At 61.3% G+C, this 12,759-nt stretch carries 19 protein-coding genes and 1 tRNA gene; 2 read left to right on the plus strand and 18 right to left on the minus strand.

What is annotated here, in order from left to right:
• Positions 1–4: 4 nt before the first annotated feature.
• From rplX to rpsL, 17 genes are read right to left on the minus strand one after another with little or no spacing between them, the layout of a single operon-like run.
• Positions 5–229 carry a 50S ribosomal protein L24 gene (rplX, locus tag HHL09_RS09665; RefSeq protein ID WP_169454375.1) on the minus strand — a complete coding sequence of 75 codons (225 nt, stop codon included), beginning with the start codon at positions 227–229 and terminating at the stop codon, positions 5–7.
• 34 nt (positions 230–263) lie between these two features.
• Entirely contained in the window at positions 264–629 is a 366-nt protein-coding gene (gene rplN / locus HHL09_RS09670) for a 50S ribosomal protein L14 (protein WP_169454377.1), read from the minus strand.
• A gap of 49 nt (positions 630–678) precedes the next feature.
• Positions 679–951, minus strand: a complete 273-nt coding sequence (rpsQ, locus tag HHL09_RS09675) for a 30S ribosomal protein S17 (protein ID WP_169454380.1) — start codon at positions 949–951, stop codon at positions 679–681.
• A 45-nt stretch (positions 952–996) separates the two neighbouring features.
• Entirely contained in the window at positions 997–1,203 is a 207-nt protein-coding gene (gene rpmC / locus HHL09_RS09680; protein WP_169454382.1) for a 50S ribosomal protein L29, read from the minus strand.
• 29 nt (positions 1,204–1,232) lie between these two features.
• A complete protein-coding gene (rplP, locus tag HHL09_RS09685; RefSeq protein ID WP_169454389.1) occupies positions 1,233–1,652 on the minus strand; it encodes a 50S ribosomal protein L16 in 420 nt (139 codons plus the stop codon).
• A gap of 41 nt (positions 1,653–1,693) precedes the next feature.
• Positions 1,694–2,401: a 30S ribosomal protein S3 gene (gene rpsC, locus HHL09_RS09690; protein WP_169454391.1), complete on the minus strand. Its 708-nt coding sequence runs from the start codon at positions 2,399–2,401 to the stop codon at positions 1,694–1,696.
• 25 nt (positions 2,402–2,426) lie between these two features.
• Positions 2,427–2,819 carry a 50S ribosomal protein L22 gene (gene rplV, locus HHL09_RS09695; RefSeq protein WP_169454398.1) on the minus strand — a complete coding sequence of 131 codons (393 nt, stop codon included), beginning with the start codon at positions 2,817–2,819 and terminating at the stop codon, positions 2,427–2,429.
• A gap of 41 nt (positions 2,820–2,860) precedes the next feature.
• A complete protein-coding gene (locus tag HHL09_RS09700; RefSeq protein ID WP_169454400.1) occupies positions 2,861–3,571 on the minus strand; it encodes a hypothetical protein in 711 nt (236 codons plus the stop codon).
• Positions 3,572–3,595: 24 nt separating this feature from the next.
• On the minus strand, positions 3,596–3,865 hold the full coding sequence (rpsS, locus tag HHL09_RS09705) for a 30S ribosomal protein S19 (RefSeq protein ID WP_169454401.1): 270 nt from the start codon (positions 3,863–3,865) through the stop codon (positions 3,596–3,598).
• A 23-nt stretch (positions 3,866–3,888) separates the two neighbouring features.
• Positions 3,889–4,731, minus strand: coding sequence for a 50S ribosomal protein L2 (rplB, locus tag HHL09_RS09710; protein WP_169454403.1), 843 nt, complete (start codon positions 4,729–4,731; stop codon positions 3,889–3,891).
• Between the two features lie 40 nt (positions 4,732–4,771).
• Complete coding sequence (gene rplW / locus HHL09_RS09715; protein WP_169454405.1) at positions 4,772–5,056, minus strand: 50S ribosomal protein L23; 285 nt, start codon at positions 5,054–5,056, stop codon at positions 4,772–4,774.
• A gap of 23 nt (positions 5,057–5,079) precedes the next feature.
• Positions 5,080–5,688, minus strand: a complete 609-nt coding sequence (gene rplD, locus HHL09_RS09720; RefSeq protein WP_169454407.1) for a 50S ribosomal protein L4 — start codon at positions 5,686–5,688, stop codon at positions 5,080–5,082.
• A 41-nt stretch (positions 5,689–5,729) separates the two neighbouring features.
• On the minus strand, positions 5,730–6,374 hold the full coding sequence (gene rplC, locus HHL09_RS09725; RefSeq protein ID WP_169454409.1) for a 50S ribosomal protein L3: 645 nt from the start codon (positions 6,372–6,374) through the stop codon (positions 5,730–5,732).
• A gap of 57 nt (positions 6,375–6,431) precedes the next feature.
• Positions 6,432–6,740, minus strand: coding sequence for a 30S ribosomal protein S10 (gene rpsJ / locus HHL09_RS09730; RefSeq protein WP_035611700.1), 309 nt, complete (start codon positions 6,738–6,740; stop codon positions 6,432–6,434).
• Positions 6,741–6,775: 35 nt separating this feature from the next.
• Positions 6,776–8,923 carry an elongation factor G gene (gene fusA, locus HHL09_RS09735; RefSeq protein ID WP_169454411.1) on the minus strand — a complete coding sequence of 716 codons (2,148 nt, stop codon included), beginning with the start codon at positions 8,921–8,923 and terminating at the stop codon, positions 6,776–6,778.
• A 34-nt stretch (positions 8,924–8,957) separates the two neighbouring features.
• Positions 8,958–9,431: a 30S ribosomal protein S7 gene (gene rpsG, locus HHL09_RS09740; protein ID WP_169454412.1), complete on the minus strand. Its 474-nt coding sequence runs from the start codon at positions 9,429–9,431 to the stop codon at positions 8,958–8,960.
• 37 nt (positions 9,432–9,468) lie between these two features.
• Complete coding sequence (gene rpsL / locus HHL09_RS09745; RefSeq protein WP_169454414.1) at positions 9,469–9,888, minus strand: 30S ribosomal protein S12; 420 nt, start codon at positions 9,886–9,888, stop codon at positions 9,469–9,471.
• A gap of 531 nt (positions 9,889–10,419) precedes the next feature.
• Between rpsL and HHL09_RS09750 the strand changes: the two genes are divergently transcribed.
• Positions 10,420–11,994, plus strand: a complete 1,575-nt coding sequence (locus HHL09_RS09750; RefSeq protein ID WP_169454416.1) for a sulfatase family protein — start codon at positions 10,420–10,422, stop codon at positions 11,992–11,994.
• A 47-nt stretch (positions 11,995–12,041) separates the two neighbouring features.
• Here HHL09_RS09750 and HHL09_RS09755 read toward each other — a convergent pair.
• A tRNA-Met gene (locus tag HHL09_RS09755) sits at positions 12,042–12,116 on the minus strand.
• Between the two features lie 117 nt (positions 12,117–12,233).
• On the opposite strand from HHL09_RS09755, the gene HHL09_RS09760 reads away from it, so the two are divergent.
• Positions 12,234–12,743 (plus strand): peroxiredoxin, encoded by a 510-nt coding sequence (locus HHL09_RS09760; RefSeq protein WP_169454418.1) that lies wholly within the window; start codon positions 12,234–12,236, stop codon positions 12,741–12,743.
• Positions 12,744–12,759: the final 16 nt, after the last annotated feature.

Genomic DNA, 12,759 nt, shown 5'->3' on the forward strand with positions numbered 1-12,759 from the left:
AGCCTCAGCCCAGTTTCTTGACATTGGAGATATGGACCGGGCCATCCTGCTCGATCAAACCGCCATCGGGGTTCTTCTCGGAGCGGCGGATAGCCTTCTTGATGGTGCGGCCGCCTTCGACGACGACCTTGCCCTTGGCAGCGTCCACGGAGACCACGGTGCCGCGCTTGCCCTTATGGCTGCCGGCAATGATCTCGACTTGGTCGCCCTTTTTGACGTGAGTCTTCATGGGAAATGGATGCGTGGGAACGAGAACCTTGGGCTCAGAGAACCTCGGGTGCAAGAGAGACAATCTTCATGAACTGCTTTTCACGCAGTTCGCGGGCGACGGGTCCGAAAATACGGGTACCCTTCGGGTTGTTGTCCTTGTCGATGATGACAATCGCGTTGCCATCGAAGCGAAGGACGGAGCCGTCGGAACGGCGGATCGGGAAAGCAGTGCGGACAACCACGGCCTTCACCACGGAGCCCTTCTTGACCGAAGCGGTCGGGATCGAGTCGCGGATGTGAGCGGTGATGATATCGCCGACCTGAGCGGTACGGGAGCGCTTGCCGAGGACACCGATCATCTTGGCAGAGCGGGCGCCGGTATTGTCGGCGACCGTGACGAGGGATTCCATCTGGATCATGGCAGAAAAAGCGTAGGTGGTGAATTGATCGGGCGGACCGGCAATCGATTTAGTGCGAGAGCACCTTCTCGAGCGTCCAGCGCTTCAGTTTGGAAAGAGGGCGGGTTTCGACGATGCGGACCTTGTCGCCGATCTGGGCCTCGCCCTTCTCGTCGTGCACGTAGTACTTCTTCGACCGCTTGACGATCTTGTTGAACTGCGGGTGCGGGACGCGTGCGACGTGCTCGACCACGAGGGTCTTGCTCATCTTGTTGGAGGTGACCACGCCGACGCGCGTCTTGCGGACGTGCTTGGCGGTTTCCTGCTGCTGCTGCTCGCTCATGGAAATGGAATCGCTGGTGGTTGCTGCTTAGTGCTGCGCGTCGGCTCAGGCCTGGGCGTTGCGGCGCTCGGTGAGCACGGTTTGGATGCGGGCGGCCTCACGGCGGACCACGCGGATGCGGGCGGAGTTTTCAAGCTGCCCGGTGGCCTGCTGCAGGCGAAGGTTGAAACCTTCTTCCTTGAGGTCGCGGAGTTTGGACTCGAGCTCCTTCACGGCGAACTCGCGGATGTCCTTGATCTTGGTCTGAGGCATGATGTTGCTTCTTTCTAAAGGTTGGTGCCTCAGGCGTGCGGATTGCGGACGACGAAGCGGGTCGGGAGACCGAGCTTGTAGGAAGCAAGGCGCATGGCCTCCTTGGCCTGCGACTCCGGCACGCCGGCGACTTCGAACAGCATGTTGCCGGGGCGGATCACGGCGACCCAGGCCTCGACGGCGCCCTTGCCCTTACCCATACGGGTTTCCGGCGGGCGGGCGGTGATCGACTTGTGAGGGAAGATCCGGATCCAGACCTTTCCTTTACGCTTGAGGAAGCGGTTGATCGCGATACGGCAGGCTTCGATCTGGCGGTTGGTCATCCAGCCGCGGTCGAGGGCCTGGAGACCGAAGTCACCGAAGGCGACCGTGGTTCCGCGCTGCGCGTTACCGGCGCGGCTGCCGCGGTGCGACTTGCGGAACTTCGTGCGTTTGGGCATCAAGGGCATGGCTCAGTCCTCCTGGGAAATGGTTCGGGTTGAAATGTAACTTACTGGTTGCCGCGCGGGCGGCGGGGTCCGCGATTGTCGCGGTCGCGGCGATCACCACGCTCCGGGCGCGGGGAGCTGCCGTCGTCTTCCTTCTTGTTGACCCAGCACTTGATGCCGATCACACCGTAAACGGTGCGGGCTTCGGCGAAGCCGTAGTCGAGAGGGACACGCAGGGTCTGAAGCGGCACCTTGCCTTCGCGGTACCACTCCGAACGGGCGATATCAGCACCACCGAGGCGGCCGGCGCAACGGATACGGATGCCATCGGCACCGAAGTCCATCGCGGTTTGCACGGCGCGCTTCATGGCGCGGCGGAAAGAGATACGGCGCTCGAGTTGGACAGCCACCTGCTCGCAGATGAGCTGGGCATCGAGCTCCGGCTTGCGGATTTCGACAATGTCGATCTTCACCTGGGCACCCTTGCAGATGTCGGAAAGCTCCTTCGTCATGCGCTCGATTTCCGAACCCTTGCGGCCGATGATCAGGCCCGGGCGGGAAGTGTGGAGCGTCACGCGGACGCTGTTCCAAGCGCGCTCGATCACCACGCGGGCAAGCGCGGCGAACTGCAGGCGCTCACGCATGTAGCCACGGATCTTGAGGTCTTCGTGGAGCTTCTCGGCATAATCCTTGCCGGAGGCGAACCACTTGGAGCGCCAGTCCTTGGAGACGGCGAGGCGGAAACCGATGGGATTGACTTTCTGGCCCATGATGAAATGCGGTGAGAGTGTGGGATCAGGCCTTGTTCTCGGCCTTCTTGGAAACGTTGACGCGCTTTGGCTTCGCCTCGCCTTCCGGCGCTTCGGCGAGGGTGATGAAAATGTGGCTGGTGCGCTTCAGGATGCCACCGGCGGAACCCTTGGCACGCGGGGAGAAACGCTTCAGCACCGGACCGGCACCGATGACAGCTTCCTTCACGATCAAGGACTCGGCGCTCAGGGAGAAGTTGTTCTCCGCATCGGCGATCGCCGTCTTGAGGGTCTTGTTGATGTGAAAGGCAGCCTTCTTCGGGGTGAAGGTAAGGATGTCGAGTGCGCTCGACACGGGCAGCCCCTGGATTTCACGGGCGACGTCGCGCGCCTTCTTCGGGGACAAGCGGACGTATTTGGTGGTGCTCTTGACTTCCATGGATCTGGGTCGGTGAGGCGTTAGCGTGGGCCTTGCAGGCGTTATTCGGTGATGAGGATGGCGGTATCGCCGAATTTCACGGGCCCTTGTCCGGGCTCGAGTTCTTCGACGAAGGCACCGCACACGTTGCGGCGAACGTCGGCTACGATGGCGGAGCCGAAAGGTTGTGCCCCGCGGACGAGGCGATAAGTGGTGCCGATGCGGGCTCCTTGGGCTTCCCCGACGTTCAGGACGAGTAGGCCGCTTTCCGCATCGATGTTCATCACCCTCGCGTTTCCGGCTGAGCCGGCGGTTGCGGGGGCGGGCTTCTGCCTTAGTCCGAGGACTTCGTCAAGCTCGCGGATAGCAGTTTCGACGCGAAGCCGGGCGTCGGGGTCCGCCGCAACCGCCTGACGGAGATAATCCGTGATGGCGGCGATGAGGCGGGATGAGGATTCCTCCAAGTTCTTGGCGCGCTCCTGGTGCAGCAAGAGGTCGGCGGCGGCTTGCACCTGCCGTTCCTCCCCACCGTCCAGAAGATCGCGTCCCAGCGCCGCGAGGCGCAGGCGGACCTTGGCGAGCTGCTCGGAAGCTTCCTTCTCCGCGCGATTCGCTTGGACAAGGCTCTTCTCGAGCGACTCGTTCTGACGCTGCAGGTCTTCGACAGCCCTCTGCAGCGTCGCCACATCCGTCCCCTGTGCGGCACAGGTCCATGCTCCTGCCAGCAGTCCGGAGACCGTGGCAGTGAGAGCGATGGAACGCAGGCGGAACATGGGGAACGGAGGCGTTCGGAATTCTTACTTCTTGCCGATACCGCCGTGCTGGCGGAACAGGCGGGTCGGGGCGAATTCGCCGAGCTTGTGGCCGACCATGTTCTCGGTGACATACACCGGGACGAAGGTCTTGCCGTTGTGCACGGCGAAGTTCAGGCCGACGAAGTCCGGAGTGATCATCGAAGCGCGGCTCCAGGTCTTGATCGGCTTCTTGTCGCCAGCGGCGGCAGCAGTATCGATCTTGGCCAGCAGCTTCTGGTCGATGAACGGACCCTTCTTGAGAGAGCGAGGCATGAGTTCGGTTAGTAAAGGTTAGCTTAGCGCTTCTTGGCGTGGCGGCTTTCGACGATGAAGGTCGAGGTCTGCTTCTTCGGCTTGCGGGTCTTCTGGCCCTTCGCGTGGCCCCATGGGCTGAGAAGGTGCTGGCGACCACCACCGGACTTCGACTTACCTTCACCACCACCGTTCGGGTGGTCGACGGGGTTCATGCACATGCCGCGGACGGTCGGGCGGACGCCCTGCCAGCGGGTGCGGCCAGCCTTGCCGGACACTTCGTTCATGTGATCGCGGTTGCCCACGGTGCCGATGGTGCAGAAGCACGCTTCGTTGAAGCGGCGGATTTCACCGGAAGGCATCTTGACCAGCGCCCAGCCGCCTTCGCGGTTGGAAAGGATAGCCTGCTGGCCGGCAGCACGGGCGACCTTGCCGCCATTGCCCGGGATCAGCTCGATGTTGTGGATCGCGGTGCCGAGCGGGACGCTCTTCAGCGGCATCGCATTGCCCACCTTAGGTGCGGCCTTTTCGCCGGACACCACGGTGGCACCCACTTCAAGACCGGCAGGAGCCAGGATGTAGCTCTTCTGGCCGTCCTTGTATTGGATCAGCGCGATGCGGCAGGTGCGGTTTGGATCGTACTCGATGCCCACCACGGTGGCGGACACATCGTACTTGCCGCGCTTGAAGTCGATCAGGCGGTAGTGACGCTTGTGGCCACCGCCGATGTGGCGGGTGGTGATACGGCCGGTGTTGTTACGACCGCCGCTCTTCTTGAGCGGGGAAAGAAGGCTCTTCTCCGGCTTGTGCTTGGTGATTTCGTCGAAGGACGGAAGCACCTTGTAGCGTTCGGACGGGGTATTCGGTGTGAACTCCTTGAGAGACATGGCTCGCTTGAGGGTTGTTCGGGGTTAGCCGGTTAGAAAATCAGACGAGGTCGAAGGATTCGCCCTCCTTGAGGCGAACCACGGCCTTCTTCCAGTGGTTGGTACGGCCCTCGTCGGCGCGGCGCTTGCGCTTGGCCTTGCCGCTGTAGTTGAGGGTGCGGACGTCGGCGACCTTCTTGCCCAGCAGGGTTTCGACGGCACGCTTGATGTCGAGCTTGTTGGCCTTGCGGTCCACTTCCAGGACGACCTCGTTGTTGGTCTCCTGAAGCATGGTGGCCTTCTCGCTGAGGCGGACGTTCTTGATGACTTGGTAGATGTCTTTCATGGCGCGGTATCAGCGATAAGGGGTCAGGCGGTGCGCTTGGAGAGGGTCTCGAGCGCGTCTTCCACCACGAGGACGGATTTGGCGTGAAGCAGTTCCTCGACGTTGACGCTTTCAGCGGTCACCAGTTGCGCCCAGCCCACGTTGCGGGCGGCCAGGTAGGTGTTGTCGTCGAAGCTCTTGGCGACGATCAGGACCTTCTTGGCCTCGACCTCGGCGGTCACGGCGGCAACGAAGGACTTGGTCTTGCCATCGGCGATGGAGAAGGAAGCAAGGGTCTTGATCGACTCCTCGCGGACGAGGTCGCCAAGCACGCGGCGCAGGGCAAGCTTGCGGACGTTCTTCGTCACGTGCTTGGAGTAGTCGCGCGGACGAGGACCGAAGACGACACCACCACCGACGAAGATGGGAGCGCGCTTGTCGCCGTGACGGGCGTTACCGGTGCCCTTCTGCTTGTAGATCTTCTTGTTGTTACCGCGGACTTCGCCACGGGTCTTGGAGTTCGCGGAACCGGTGCGGCGGTTGGCGCGGTAAGCGGTCACGAGATCGTGCACGGCCTGACTGCCCTTGTCGGCATCGGCGAGCTGGATGTTCGCGCTCTGCGCGGCGTCAGCGGTGAAAGTTTTCGCGGGCATGACTAGGATGCGTTTGAGAGTTACGGTTCAGACGCTGTGCCTCAGGCGGCGGCGGTCTTCTTCTTCTTGGCGGGGCGGACAGTGACGTAGCTGCCTTTGGCACCGGGGACGGCGCCGGAAATCAGGATCACGCCATCCTCCGGACGCACGGCGACGACCTTCAGGTTCTGCGTGGTGCGCGGCACATCACCCATGTGTCCGGGCATCTTCTGGTTCTTCCAGACGCGGCCCGGGGTGGAACGGCAACCAATGGCGCCCGTCCGGCGGTGCATCATGGATCCGTGGGTCATCTTCAGACCGCCGAAACCGTGGCGCTTCACCGCACCTTGGAAACCACGGCCCTTGCTGGTGCCGATCACGTCGACCCACTGGCCGGCGGTGAAGGTGTCCAGACCGGTGTGGGTCTCCGGAGCAGCTTGGTCAGCCGGGAAGCGGAACTCCTGCACCTTGTACTTCGGGGTGGAGCCGTACTTCTTGAAGTGGCCGAGCGAAGGCTTGTCCGTGCGGGACTCCTTCTTGTCATCATAGCCAACTTGGACAGCGGAGTAGCCGTCCTTTTCAACGGTCTTCACCTGCAGGCAGGTGTTGCCGCTGACTTCAATCACGGTGACGGGAATCATGGCCTGGCTCTTCTCATCGAAGAGGCGGGTCATACCGAGCTTTTTGCCGAGAAGTCCGAGAGACATGGCGGGAAACGATATAAGAGATTTAAGGAATGAGCGGCGAGATACCGGATCTCAGGCTCAGATGCGGATGGCGATATCGACACCGGCGGGCAGGTTGAGCTTCTTCAGCTCATCGACGGTGCGTGCGGTGGGATCGACGATGTCGAGGACACGCTTGTGGGTGCGGATCTCGAACTGCTCGGCGGACTTCTTGTTGACGTGCACGGAGCGGTTCACGCTGAACTTCTCAATGCGGGTAGGAAGCGGGATCGGGCCGGCCACCTTGGCACCGGTGCGCTTGGCGGTTTCGACAATCTCCGCGGCAGAGCGGTCGATGGCGCGGTGGTCGAAAGCGCGCAGGCGGATGCGGATCTTCTGGTTTTCCATGGCGGTGGATTAGGTTAGAGATGTTGGGTAAAGTTTCAGTGACCGCGGTCGGTGACGATCTGCGCGACGATGTTGTTTGGCACCTGCTCGAAGTGCGACGGCGTCATCGAGTAGGATGCGCGGCCGGACGAAATGGTCCGCACGTCGGTGGAGTAGCCGAACATTTCCTTCAGCGGCACGTTCGCGCGGATCACGGCGAGCTTGCCCTTGGTTTCCATGTTCTGGATCTGCCCGCGGCGGCGGTTCAGGTCGCCCATCACATCGCCCTGGTAGTCGTCCGGAGTGGAGACTTCCACGGCCATGATGGGCTCGAGGAGGATGGACTTCGCTTTCTTGAAGGCGTCCTTCATGGCGAAGATGGCGGCCATCGTGAAGGCGTTCTCGTTCGAGTCGACTTCGTGGAAGGATCCGCCCAGCACGTCCACGTGCACGTCGATCACCGGGTAGCCGGCGATGATGCCATTCGTCATGGCTTCGCGCACGCCTTTGAAGACGGCATTGTGGAAATCTTTGGGAATTTCGCCACCCACGATCTTGTTCTCGATCGTCAGACCCTTGCCCTTTTCATTCGGGCGGATCGTCAGGCGGACGTGTCCGTATTGGCCGCGGCCACCGGACTGCTTGACCAGCTTGCCTTCGCCCGGGGCCTCGGCGGTGATGGTCTCGCGGTAGGCGATCTGGGGAGCGCCGGTATTGGCCTCCACCTTGAATTCGCGCTTCAGGCGGTCGACGATGATCTCCAAGTGGAGCTCGCCCATGCCCGAGATGATGGTCTGACCGGTCTCTTCGTCGGTCTTGACTTGGAAGGTGGGGTCTTCTTCCGAAAGCCGTGCCAGCGCGTTTGCCAGCTTCTCTTGGTCGGCTTTGGTTTTTGGCTCAACCGCCATGGAGATGACGGGATCCGGGAAAGTGGGAGGTTCGAGAACGACGTCGTAGCCTTCTTTGGCGAGGGTGTCACCGGTGGTGACGTTTTTGATCCCTACCATCGCGGCGATGTCGCCGGCGTAACAGGCTTCGATGTCTTTATGCTCGTCAGCTTGGATCTGGATCAGGCGGCCGACTCGCTCCGAGCGGCGGGTCCGCGGATTATAGACCGTATCACCCTTCTTGATGACACCGGAGTAAACACGGAAGAAGACGAGCTTGCCGACGAATTTGTCAGCCCAGAGCTTGAAGGCGAGGGAGCAGAACTTCTCGTTGTCGCTCGTGTGGACCTCGATCTTGTGCTCCTCGTTGTCGGGATCCATGCCGATCGCCGGCGGGATATCGAGCGGGCTCGGAAGGTAATCGACGACCGCGTCGATGAGATATTGGACACCCTTGTTCTTGAAAGCGGAACCACCGGCGACAGGCACCAGCTTGTTCGCGATTGTGGCGCGGCGGATACCTTGCTTCAGCTCGGCCTTGGAGATCGGTTCCTCCATGAGGAACTTCTCGCCGATTTGGTCATCCACATCGGCCACGGCGCTCACCAGTTCGGTGTAGGCTTCTGCGGCGATGTCCTTCAGCTCGGCGCTGAGTTCGCGGACCTCGTAGGTCGAGCCGAACTTGTCACTATCGCTGAAGTGGATTTCCTTCTGGTTCACCACGTCGATCTGGCCGCTGAGCTGATCTTCGGCACCGATCGGGATGAGGATGCGCACGGCGTTCGCGCCGAGCTTCTCCTTCACTTCGGCGAAGACGTTGCCGAAGTTTGCGCCAGTCCGGTCCATCTTGTTGACGAACACGATACGCGGCACGTGATACTTGGTCGCTTGGCGCCAGACGGTCTCGGTCTGCGGCTGAACACCGGCCACACCGCAGAACACCACGATCGCGCCATCAAGCACCCGCAGGGAGCGCTCCACCTCGGCCGTGAAGTCCACGTGGCCGGGTGTGTCGATGATGTTGATGCGCTGCTCTTCCTTCGGGAAAAGCTTGGTCACACCCTCCTCCTCGCGCTGGAACCACTTGGTGGTCACAGCGGCGGAGGTGATCGTGATACCGCGCTCCCGCTCCTGCTCCATCCAATCGGTCGTGGCGGCACCATCGTGCACCTCGCCGATCTTGTGGATCACACCCGTGTAGAAAAGGATGCGCTCCGTGAGCGTGGTCTTCCCGGCGTCGATGTGCGCCGCAATCCCAATGTTCCGCGTCCGCTCAAGCGGATACGGACGATCAGGACTGTTGAGATTGGAAGACATGGCGGGATGAGACTGAGAGCCCCGTTCTAGGAATTTACCAGCGGAAGTGAGCGAAGGCGCGGTTGGCCTGGGCCATCTTGTGCACGTCGTCGCGCTTGCGGACGGACGAGCCTTGGTTGTTGGCGGCGTCCTTCAGCTCGTTGGCAAGAGCCACGTGCATCGGGGTGCCTTTGCGACCGCGGGCGTAACCGACGATCCAGCGCAGGGCGAGGGACTCGGAACGATCGGCGGCAACTTCAAGCGGAACCTGGTAAGTGGCACCACCAACACGGCGGCTCTTCACTTCCACGCGTGGCTTGGCGTTCTCGATCGCGCGGGTGACGACTTCGAGCGGATCAACGGTATCAACGCCTTCGCTGGCCTTATCGATGGCTGCGTAGACGATGCGTTCCGCGAGGGACCGCTTGCCGTCCTGCATCACCTTGGAAATCAGGTGACCCACGAGGGAGCTGTCGTAACGGGAATCCCGGCGGTCGGGCTTGTGGAAAGTGCGCTTGCGGCGTGACATGGTCGGAAAGGATTAGATTAAGGCTTTCGACGCGGGATTACTTCTTGCCGCCCTTGCCACCCTTGGCAGGAGCTGCAGCCTGACCCGGCTTCGGACGCTTGGCGCCGTACTTCGAGCGGCTCTGGCGACGCTTGTCGACGCCGAGGGTATCGAGCGAACCACGGACGATGTGGTAACGCACACCGGGAAGGTCCTTCACACGACCGCCGCGGACGAGCACGATGGAGTGCTCCTGGAGGTTGTGACCTTCACCACCGATGTAGGCGATGACTTCGTAGCCATTGGTGAGGCGGACCTTCGCCACTTTCCGGAGAGCCGAGTTCGGCTTCTTCGGCGTGCGGGTCATGACCTGAAGGCAGACGCCGCGGCGCTGCGGGCAATTGGTCATCGCCGGAGACTTCGACTTTTCGATCGGAGTCTGCCGTCCTTTACGGACGAGCTGGTTAATAGTCGGCATTGGATTCCTGCGTGGTTCGGTGTTCGCTTTGGGGCGTACCGGACAGGCGGCGAGCGAAAAATCCCTCGCAGGAGCCTGTTATCCGGAGCTGCACCCGATAGTGTTTGGAGAATGAAGCCATCCTGACAGCGTTTGGTGCCTAGTCAGGGGGCGATGTGGGGCGGCGAATCTAAGTACCGCGACCAAGCTGGCAAGACCTATTTAGAAAAAAATTCGGCCGGTCGATTTGCTTTCGCAACCCGAAATTTTTAAGACTTCCCACAAGGGCAACTCTCCGGAAAGCACTGAAAATCAGTGATAATCGAGTCACCCCGCCCCCTTTTTGTTTTGAAAGGCTGACCGGATCCGGCTGCCCGGACCACGTTGGAGCTCCGCTTTTGGATCACTTGATCACTCCCAGTTTCGGATTTTGCGCTCGTAAGACGGGAAAATGACAGTCGGCGATGTCATCACGACCATCGACCTCGAGAAGAGTTAATAGCATGGCGGCGAATCGGCCGCGATCGCTCCAATATTTGCCTCAGGATCCCCATGCTCTTGCGACTCAGGCTCTCAAATTTGCTCCCTTTGCTGCTCTTCGTCACCGGACTCACCCCGGCCCGAAGCGCCAATCGCCCTAATGTCCTCTGGATCACCAGCGAGGATAACGCCGCCCATTGGCTGGGCTGCTACGGAAACAAGGACGCATCCACCCCACGCTTGGACGCCTTGGCTGCGGACGGCCTGAAGTTCACCCGCGCCTATTCCAATGCCCCGGTCTGCGCCGTCGCCCGCTCGACCATTCTCAATGGAGCCTACGCGGTGACCCAGGGCACCCAGCACATGCGCAGTCGCCCGAAGATCCCAGCGAGTTTCCGGCCCTACGTCTCCTACCTGCGCGAGCAAGGCTACTACTGCACGAACAACGCGAAAACAGACTACAACTTCAAAGGAAAGGACGCCGCCATCTGGGACGCTTGCTCGGGAAAAGCCCACTATAAGGACCGGCCCGAAGGAAAGCCCTTCATGGCCGTCTTCAATCTAACCCTCACCCACGAGAGCAACCTGTTCCCGGCCACGGTCAGAAAGAACCGCCAGAACGGTACCATCCCGGAAAAAACCCGCCTCGATCCCGCCGCACTCACCCTCCCACCCCACCAACCGGATCTTCCCGAGTTCCGCAGCGACACCGCCATCTATCACGACTGCCTCAGCGCCATGGATCGCCGGGTCGGCGAGCTTCTCGACGAGCTGAAAGCCAATGGCCTCGCGGAAGACACGATCGTCTTCTATTATTCCGATCACGGCGGCGCGATGGCCCGCGGAAAGCGTTACCTTCAAGACACCGGCACCCGGGTCCCGCTTATCGTGCATTTCCCGGCGAAATGGCAGCACCTCTCCCCCTTTAAACCGGGCTCGGAGGTGCCAGAGCTGGTGAGCTTCGTCGATTTCGCACCCACCCTGCTCTCGCTCTGCGGAATCGAAACCCCGGTCCAGATGCAAGGCCGCGCCTTCCTCGGTGCTCATCGTGCCCCGGCAAAGCCCGAAGTCTTCCTCTTCGGAGACCGCTTCGACGGCACTCCGGGAATGCGCCGGGCGATCACCGACGGTCGCTATAAATACATCCGCTGCTTCACCCCCGATCTGCCGGGTGCCCCGTACAGCAGCTACGCCCTCGGCCAGCCTTCATGGAAAGCCTGGCAAAAGGCTTGGCAGGACGGAAAGCTGGAGGGCGATTTCAAGAAGATCTGGGAACCGGGCCAACCCGTGGAACAGCTCTTCGACACTCAATCGGACCCTTGGGAGATCAAGAATCTCGCCGACCAACCGGAGCATGGAGAGCGCCTCGCGACCCTGCGCGGTCGCCTGAAAGCACTCATGATCGAAACCCGCGATACCAGTGTGATCCCCGAAACCCTCTGGCCGGAGCTCATAAAAGACGGTACTATCTTCGATTTCGTCCGAGCCCCCGGCTTCGACCACCGCAAGCTCGTGGAGCTCGCCTTCGAGGCCACCACCCCGGCTCAGAACCTCTCTCCCGGCATGACTGCGGCCTTGGAATCCGGATCACCCGCCGAGCGGCATTGGGCGGAAACCGCAAAACACCTCCAAAAAGCCGATCCCTAACGGATTCGGGGCGCACGAGCCCTACGCGGGCTGTCCAAGAAAGGATTTGGTAGCAGAGGGCGGATTTGAACCGCCGACCAAAGGCTTATGAGTCCTCTGCTCTACCCCTGAGCTACTCTGCCGTTACCAAATTCACCGCCCTTGCGGGCGGGGCGAAGGCAGTAGCGTCGCCGGACGATTCTGTCCATTGAAAAATCGTTCCCTTGCAGCGCGGATTTCCCGTGGCACCCTCCTGCTTCATGAATCCTCTGCGCGCTCTTTCCGCCGTTGCCGGTCTTCTCGCCCTCCCTTTCGCGGCCATGGCCGCGGAGCCAATCGACACCGGAGCCTCTATTCCCGTGATCACCGCAAAGGATCAGGACGGTAGCGACGTCAAACTCGCCGAAGCCGGGAAAGACGGCTTCACCCTCGTTTATTTCTATCCGAAGGCCGATACCCCGGGCTGCACCAAGCAGGCCTGCTCGCTCCGCGACTCCTACGAAAAGCTCACCGAACAAAAGGTGAAGGTCTACGGGGTCAGCATGGACACCGTGGAAGCCCAAAAAGCCTTCAAGGAGAAGTACAAGCTCCCCTTCACCCTCCTCTCCGACAAGGAAGGCAAGGTCGCCGATGCCTTCGGAGTGCCTCACGTGGGCGGTGTGGCCAAGCGCCAAGCCTTCCTCTTCAAAGAGGGCAAGCTCGTCTGGCGTGACCTCACGGCCTCCACCGACGAACAAGCGGCGGACGTGCTGAAGGAACTGGAGAAGTAAGGAATTTCCCCGACTT

The sequence above is a fragment of the Luteolibacter luteus genome (assembly GCF_012913485.1).
GTDB lineage: Bacteria > Verrucomicrobiota > Verrucomicrobiia > Verrucomicrobiales > Akkermansiaceae > Haloferula > Haloferula lutea.